The organism is Moorena sp. SIO3B2, from assembly GCF_010692525.1.
Taxonomy (GTDB): domain Bacteria; phylum Cyanobacteriota; class Cyanobacteriia; order Cyanobacteriales; family Coleofasciculaceae; genus Moorena; species Moorena producens.
In genome coordinates, this window is record NZ_JAAHHE010000272.1 from 1 (window position 1) to 8,374 (window position 8,374).

The window sequence follows — 8,374 nt, forward strand, 5'->3', positions numbered from 1 at the left end:
AGGTTGTTTCTTGAGGTTTTTAGTAAATCCTTGTCGCATAATTTAACAATTGAACTCATTGTGGTCATTTAATGATTATTGTAATGATTATGATTATAATTGTCAAGGGTTTAAAAAACTTTTTTTTGGGGAGTTTTAGGATTAATAAAAAACAGCAATATTCTGAAAATGATGCTACGCAAACGCTAATTTTTAACTAGTTTTTTTTACGATATTGTTGGAATTATTTGGTGCATCTCATATTTGTAAAAAAGTTGCGTAGGGTGTGTTAGGGGGGCCTCATTTTCGTCCTCGTAGCCAGGCTTTGGATAGCCAGCCCCGTAACGCACCACCGTGTCAAACAGCTTTTAGGAGATGCACCCGAATAATTTGCTCCTAAAAGAGAGATATTGCACCAGTAAAAAAAACTTAATAACGGCAGTAATAACAATCAATTTTAGTACTAAAATAGTCAAATATTATCACTGTTCCCTGTTTACTAGCTTGACAGGTAAATTTTAAACTTGGTGCAAGATCTAAGTAAAATGAGGGTGAGCCCCTGAGTGGTGCGTTACGGGACCGGCTGTCCCAACCAGGGACGAACAGGCGTAAAATGAGGGTGAGCCCGTCCCTAACGCACCCTACGCCACTATTGCTAGCATGCCTCTTGCCTCTTGCCTCCCTATTCCCTATTCCCTATTCCCTATTCCCTATTCCCTGTTCCCTGTTCCCTTTGCTCATGAGACAATCAATCTTGAGGATGCCAGAAAATGCCAGACTAACACCCCAACAGTTTTACGACCTGTGTTGTGCTAATCCCGACTGGAAACTAGAGCGAACCGTAGAAGGAGATTTGGTAATTATCGCTCCAACTGGTGGAGAGACAGGAGCAATAAATGCTAATCTTCTGATTCGTTTGGGAATCTGGAATGAACAATCTCAACTAGGAATAGTGTTTGATTCATCCACAGGATTTCATTTACCTAATGGAGCTGATCGTTCACCGGATGTAGCGTGGGTTAAGCGGGAAAGATGGGAGGCTCTGACAGTGGCACAAAGGTAAAAATTCCCACCCCTAGCACCAGATTTTGTGATCGAATTAATGTCTCCCACAGACAACCTGAAACCAGCCCAACTAAAAATGCAGGAATACTTAGATAATGGGGTGAAATTGGGTTGGTTATTTAATCGATTAGCCAAGCAAGTGGAGATTTATCAGTGTGGGAAACCTAAAGTAGTATTAGAGCAGCCTAATAAATTATTAGGAGAACCAATTTTACCTAGTTTTGTTCTAACACTTGATGGTTTCTGGTAATCAATGGCATAAACTGTTGTGCATTTAAAATATAAAAACACCCCGACAAGATCTAGATTAGTAAAATCTCTCGGGGCTTTGATGTTTTAGATTATTACCTCTGACTCTTTGGCTTACAGATAGCCTAGAGTGGTTAAGCGTTGTAACCTATTGAGCGGCGATGCCAAAGATAATCAATTTCTAAGGGTGTGGTTATTTCAGGGAAAAATTAGCTGAAATAATTGATTCCCTCGCGTACTGACTTGCTGCTTTTATTTGTAGCATTTAAACTCCACTGGTCCGCTTCCCTCCAATAGCTCGAAGGTATCATTTTTAGCCAGGGGAAGCAATAAATCCTCATATTCGTATAGTATGATTGCTTCGTCTGTAGATTCCTCTATTACTACTACTAACTCGTCAGAGTTGTTGAATAGATCAGCACGTTCATACTCATAACCAGGAGCATATTCAATTTTGCAGGTAGGATAATCGGCGGTAATTTGTTTATATTCTCCTGAGCAGCAATAGCCCACGGCTTCGGCTACACCAGGATTAACAGCAAAGCTGAATAGTACAGTCAGTGCTACTAGGGCTACAGTTAAGACTTTGCTTAGGCTAGTTTTGATTGTCTTCATGTTTTTGATTGCTGTTTAGCGATGCAGCGCGGTCTTGGGGGTTTCCCCCATGAGCGACTGCATCAAGACATTGTTGCTATTTCCAGCAACTTGATCGGTTATTAGATCATAGTTGGGGAAAAGTGACAGGAGGGTGATGGGTGACCATGCTCCAGTTATTCACCTTTCTGCTTCTAGAACGAAAATTTTGATTGTTTGTGACAACTAAATTTTTTTTCGTTAAATCCGCTGTTTGATGGTATTTAAGCTAATGCGCTACGCGCACGCTACGCGAACAGCTATCAGCTTAAGCGCTACGCGCACGCTACGCGAACAGCTATCAGCTATTGGCTGTAGGCCAAGCTACTTAAGGTGCTTTTGAATAAAACAGGTAAGCATTCGTTAAGTCACAGCGTCGTTCGCACAGCGTGGCCAAAGGCCAAAGCCTGTGCCACAAAGCTGACGGCTTAATGCTGACGGCTTAATGCTTACAACTTTCCTTTTTTACCTTCTTTGTCTGTCTTTTATGCATGACAATGTTAACTGGTCGTGAAAAAACACACCAGCCAATAATGCTTGGGTTTTCCAAGTTCAATCCCTGTTGATCCCCCCTAACCCCCCTTAGCAAGGGGGGAACAAGAGCTTATCAAGGGGAACGGGAAGGGGATCTATCCTCTAGCTTCCCCCTTATTAAGGGGGACGGGAGGGGGATCTATGCTCTAGCTTCCCCCTTATTAACGGGGACGGGAGGGGGATCTATTCTCTTAATACTCTGGCGGTCCTCTATCCCCTGTATATAATTTATGGTTGCTTCTTAGTTGTACTTTCTTGGTTAGATTACCCCACTTCGACGAAATTCTGGCAACAATAGGGATTGGCAACTGAGACAGATCCTGCCATCTTGATACCTCTTGGCTTCCATGCCCTAAGGATGCTGGAGAAATTGCTATTGGTTTAAGCGATCGCGGTTTTACCCAATCCATCGCCCAAGCATTACTATCGGTGAGCTTAGTTGATAGGGGATTAAAAGCGTTGCTTAATAATGGAATGATTTTAAGACTGAGGTAGAATGGGCATCTTGCCCCTTCGAGATCTTGGTGGAATGGGCATCTTGGTGGAATGGGCATCTTGCCCGTTTGAGATCTTGGTGGAATGGGGATCTTGGTGGAATGGGCATCTTGCCCGTTTGAGATCTTGGTGGAATGGGCATCTTGCCCGTTTGAGATCTTGGTGGAATGGGCATCTTGCCCGTTTGAGATCTTGGTGGAATGGGCATCTTGCCCGTTACAACCTTTTCGCGCGGGCAGGATGCCCACTCTACTGTTATTCAAAAGAAGATTCAGCAACGCCGCTAATTCTGGCTCTACCAGTGACGTTATCTTCTTTGCTGTTGTCTCTAATCTTATCTGCGGATAATTACCCTTATTAAAAATCTCCCCATCTTCCGATATCCCCATCTCTGTTAAAGACTCCGACTGCTCAGTTGTCTGCAAGTTTCCTTGTTCTTTCTCTTTGTCAGCGGGAGTGAGATTGCTTTCTCTGTCTTTTTCTTCTTTACTTTGCTGCTCGGATACTCTCCTAATCTCCTTTTTGAAGGCGATATCCCCATAAGCCTTCTCGTCTAATCCGGCCAGATACGTCTGCAAGGACGGCTGCAGTTTCTCCCGGGCTCGTTGGATACGTTTACGAACGCTATCGTTGGAAATATCTAGTCGTTGAGCAATCTCTTGGTAAGACAACTCCTGCTCAAAGTGCAAGAGACATACCTCGCGCTGATTCTCGGGCAAATCCTCTAGAGCACTACGGATTACCTCTAATAGTTCCCTCTTTTCTACAATCTTTCCTGGGGTATCGAATTCAGTAACCAAGCCATTTCCTTCTGCCACTGCGATCGCTTCCAGGTTTTCTAGTCCTATTGCCCCAGAGTTATTTTCTCGATGGCAGTCTATACAGAAGTTATGGGCAAATTTGGTCAGCCATCCCTTGAGATTGGTAATCTTTGCGGCAAATTTGGGCAATTTTTCCCAAGCCTTGAGCATAATCTCAGAAAGAGCATCTTGGGCTTGAGACCGATTACCCCCCATCCAGCTGCAGCAGCGATGGTAAAGATAGTCTTGATACTGTTCCCAGAGGGGCCAAAAGGCCGTGCGGTCTCCAGTAGACAGTTTTTCCAGGAGGGAATCTACCCAAGCAGGGGTAGATTCGTTTTCTGCATTTTCCCGCCATTGGCCATGAAAACCTTGGTTTTTTGGCTGCATAAGTCCTGTTGAAGCACCGAAAACCAGTCTGACCTATTCGCCCAAGTTAAACAAGTGACGTTCGTTAACTTAAGCCCTCAAGTCCAGTCACCCCTTGAGTTACGATTTTTGTAAATTTTATTGAAGCCTTTTCTTTATTTTTTTTTTACTTTATCTAAGTAAAAACGTTATCATACCACATTCGCTGGTAAAAAGTAAAATATATTGGATGCAAGACAGAAAGCAGAAGGCAGAAGGCAGAAGGCAAAAGGCAGAAGGCAGAAGGCAGAAGGCAAAAGGCAGAAGGCAGAAGGCAGAAGGCAGAAGGCAGAAGAGTTTCAATTTTTTTTATTTAATCAAAGGTCGTTTAAATGGGCGAAAAATTATCATAAACATTACACCTAAAAAGCTGATTATTTTGAGACTTATATAGCGGTTATCATATTCATGAGGTACACAGGATTTTTTCCCTGTTCCCTCTTTTCCCCTCCTGGGAGGGGTTAGGGGTGGGTTCCTGTTCCCTGTTCCCTGTTCCCTGTTTCCCTGTGGGTGCATCTCCTAAAAGCTGTTTGACACGGTGGTGCGTTACGGGCAGCAACATAACCCTGACTACGAGGCGAAAAATGAAGCCCCCCCCTAACGCACCCTACGCAAAATTTTCAAAAATGAGATGCACCTGTTCCCTGTTCCCTGTTCCCTAATCCCTGCTCCTATAAGGTAAAGGTAGAAAATGTAAAAGTATCAAATAAATCTCATCAGAGAATTAAAGATTTGATATAGAGCAGACAAAAGTATTTACAATCCTCTGATTGCAAATTAAATTGGGTTCGAATAAAACCTGTTAAAAAGCTCCAGTTTATGGCTAAAACTATCTTAAATAAAAAAAAATATCCAATAATTTAGCAATTATAAAATCTATCGTCTAAACTTTCAGGAGCTCTAAAAGTAACAGGCTCTTTATTCGTGACGTTTGTAAGCTAACCACAATAAACCCTAGAGGTCAACCATAAAACTACCTAAAAACAGCAATATTTTCAGGTCAATATTATGGTGTCAGCTGTAAAAAAAAAACCTAATTTAACTTAACCTCTAGGATTTTTTCCTGATGGTTGGGAACTCTTATAGATAAGCCTTAGGTTTATTTAACCATTTGTTATGACAAATCTCAACAGTGTTCTTCAACGAGACCCATTTGCCGACAGCACATTAGTTGTAAACGATGAAGGGATTACCATTCGCCTGATCGACGGCAGTAGGAATAATTTAGACCAAGTCTCTTTGGGTATCCCTAATACCCCGTTGCTGCGTTTGTCTCCAATTGAGTATGAAGACGGAATCCAGTCACCGGCGGGTATCGCATTTGATGCAGAAGGCAATGCTCTGATCGGTATAGATGGCAATACCGTTACGCGCCAACCCATTCCGATATTTACCCAAGCCGAAGCAGACCGATTAAATGGATTGGGATTGAATGTCATATCCAATACAGAGGGCTTAAGCAATGTATCTGATGCGCCCTTTGTGTTGCTTAACCCACCAGATCGCCCTAGTACCCGAGTGATCAGTAATGCCACCTCTAACCTAGAGGAAGGAGAGTCTGATCCCAATGGTAATGGCTTAAGCGCTTTCATTTGGGCTTTTGGTCAGTTCGTCAACCACGACACTGATTTAGCAGCAAATGGGTCAAAAGAAGAGAACCAGAACCGGTTAGAATTGCTCAATTTCCCCATTGACATTCCAGCCGATGACCCGAATTTTCCACCAAACACTCCTCCCACTCAAGAAATTTCTACACAGGCAGATGGTGGCTTGGAGTTTGACTTTGAACGGGATGCGTTTTTCAGCGGTACTGGGGAGTCTGGGAGCCCAGGAAAAGCCATTAATACTGTTACCTCTTGGCTTGATCTTTCTGTAGTTTATGGGTCTACTGAAGAAGAATATCAAGCAATTCGTGCTTTTTCAGAAGGTCAGCTCAACGTCTTCTCGGATGAAACAGTTGCCACTAATGACGACTTGTTACCCCTTAACATCACAGGTGCTGATGGAGAACTAATCAGTGGTAAAGGCGCTTTTATGGATGTGGGTTTTCTAGCGGGGGATACACGGGTTAACGAGAACGATAGTTTGGCATCCCAGCATACCCTCTGGATGCGTAATCATAACCGCCTTGCCCAAGAACTTTCTAGGTTTCATCCTGACTGGACAGATGAGCAGATATATCAACGCTCTCGCCAGATTAATATTGCCCAATATCAAACTATTGTCCTGTACGAGTGGCTCCCCCTGATGGTGGGTGATGTGATCACTGACTACAGCAGCTATAACTCTGATCAAACCCCAGAAATCACTAGTGAATTCGCCGCTGCTGGTCTTCGTGTTGGTCATACCCAAACTAATAACCGTATAGACACTATTGATGCTGATGGTAATCTCACCAGTTTGCAATTATTAAGAACATTTGGTTCACCCAATATTAATGATAGTAGCGATATAGATAATATCTTGCGCGGTGCGAGTCAAACAATTACTGAAGATGTTGATACTGATATAGTTTTTGACCTGCGCAACGCTTTAGTACCAGGAGCGATCGGATTTGACCTTTACTCTGCTAATCAGCAACGGGGACGGGATCATGGCTTGGCTGACTATAACCAAGTGCGAGCAAGTCTCGGTCTACCACGGGTAACGACTTTTGCGGAAATTACTTCAAATGCAGAGTTGGCAAATACTCTCGAAAACCTCTACCAGACTGTGGAAGATATCGACTTATTGATTGGGCTGTTTGCAGAAGATCCTGTTGCTCCATCGAGTGCGGGAGAAACTATTCAAGCAATGCTATGGGAGCAATACGAGCGGATACGGGATTCTGACCGCTTCTGGTTCGAGAGACCGATTGAGGATGGCGGTTTCTTTACCCAAGAGGAAATTGCAGCCATAAAGGAAGTGACGTTTGCTGACATTATCAAGCTCAACACCGAAATTACTACAATTCCAGACAATGCCTTCGTAATCAGCTCCGATAACAATCCCTCATCTGATGGACTGCTAGATTTAACCGGCTTGTCGGGACAAGCTACAGCAACTGTGACTAGAGAGGCGGAGTATGACAATTTAATTGGCTTTTATGTAATTGCTGATCAACAAGGAACGATAATTGATTCGATCACGGGTCAATCTCTTACTCCTGGCCAAGAGGGTTATGCAGAAGCTGCCATTGATGCCAGCGTGGTTGAATTCAAGGTAGAAGAAAACTTGACCACGGTGAATTTTGATGTTACACTTCCTGGAGGCTCTATCTTAGCTCCCTACTTAGTTACAGATGGGGAATTGGATGATGTTCAAAATGGTGATGCTGACATATTCTTTGCTTTCACAGCTGCTAACACTGATGGCATGAGCCACATCCTTGAACTTGGAAATGGCAGTGACAACACATTCACATTCGCTTTTGAAGATTTAAGTGGTAATGACAGTGGAGAAAGCGATGCTCTAACAGAGCCGCTAAGCGATCGCGACTTTAACGATCTAGTGATTGATCTTACCATTTTATAATGGTTCATCAATCGGTAATGATATGAAAAAAAAATCCCAATTCCAGTAGGGTGGGCAACGTAATCTAATCGTGAATACTCAAAATAACCAAAGGGTTTTTGCCCACCCTACAAGCTACTGAATGATTAGAAAAAAAATCCCAATTCCAGTAGGGTGGGCAACGTAATCTAATCGTGAATACTCAAAATAACCAAACTGTTTTTGCCCACCCTACAAGCTACTACAAGCTACTGAATGATTAGAAAAAAAATCCCAATTCCAGTAGGGTGGGCAAAGTAATCTAATCATGAATACTCATTTAAACCAAACTGTTTTTGCCCACCCGACAAGCTACTGAATGATTAGAAAAAAAATCCCAATTCCAGTAGGGTGGGCAAAGTAATCTAATCGTGAATACTCAAAATAACCAAACTGTTTTTGCCCACCCGACAAGCTACTGAATGATTAGAAAAAAAATCCCAATTCCAGTAGGGTGGGCAAAGTAATCTAATCGTGAATACTCAAAAGAACCAAAGGGTTTTTGCCCACCCGACAAGCTACTGAATGATTAGAAAAAAAATCCCAATTCCAGTAGGGTGGGCAAAGTAATCTAATCGTGAATACTCAAAATAACCAAAGGGTTTTTGCCCACCCGACAAGCTACTGAATGATTAGAAAAAAAATCCCAATTCCAGTAGGGTGGGCAACGTAATCTAATC

General features: G+C 42.8%; 3 protein-coding genes and 1 pseudogene. 2 read left to right on the forward strand and 2 right to left on the reverse strand.

All coding sequences use genetic code 11. The features are described from left to right. Positions 1-718 precede the first annotated feature (718 nt). Positions 719-1,294 (forward strand): annotated as a pseudogene (locus F6K38_RS30765) (Uma2 family endonuclease). Between the two features lie 251 nt (positions 1,295-1,545). On the opposite strand, the gene F6K38_RS30770 reads toward F6K38_RS30765, so the two are convergent. Next, positions 1,546-1,908, reverse strand: a complete 363-nt coding sequence (locus tag F6K38_RS30770; RefSeq protein WP_287250593.1) for a hypothetical protein — start codon at positions 1,906-1,908, stop codon at positions 1,546-1,548. A gap of 743 nt (positions 1,909-2,651) precedes the next feature. After that, complete coding sequence (locus F6K38_RS30775; protein ID WP_287250596.1) at positions 2,652-4,145, reverse strand: RNA polymerase sigma factor; 1,494 nt, start codon at positions 4,143-4,145, stop codon at positions 2,652-2,654. Positions 4,146-5,279: 1,134 nt separating this feature from the next. On the opposite strand from F6K38_RS30775, the gene F6K38_RS30780 reads away from it, so the two are divergent. Beyond that, the gene (locus F6K38_RS30780) at positions 5,280-7,676 is read left to right on the forward strand and encodes a peroxidase family protein (RefSeq protein WP_287250601.1); all 2,397 of its coding nucleotides are present in this window, start codon (positions 5,280-5,282) and stop codon (positions 7,674-7,676) included. The last annotated feature ends 698 nt before the right edge of the window (positions 7,677-8,374 follow it).

Excerpts from the sequence above, each read along its gene's own strand:
- F6K38_RS30770 (WP_287250593.1), bottom strand. The coding sequence starts at position 1,908 with ATGAAGACAATCAAAACTAGCCTAAGCAAAGTCTTAACTGTAGCCCTA.
- F6K38_RS30775 (WP_287250596.1), bottom strand. The coding sequence starts at position 4,145 with ATGCAGCCAAAAAACCAAGGTTTTCATGGCCAATGGCGGGAAAATGCA.
- F6K38_RS30780 (WP_287250601.1), top strand. The coding sequence starts at position 5,280 with ATGACAAATCTCAACAGTGTTCTTCAACGAGACCCATTTGCCGACAGC.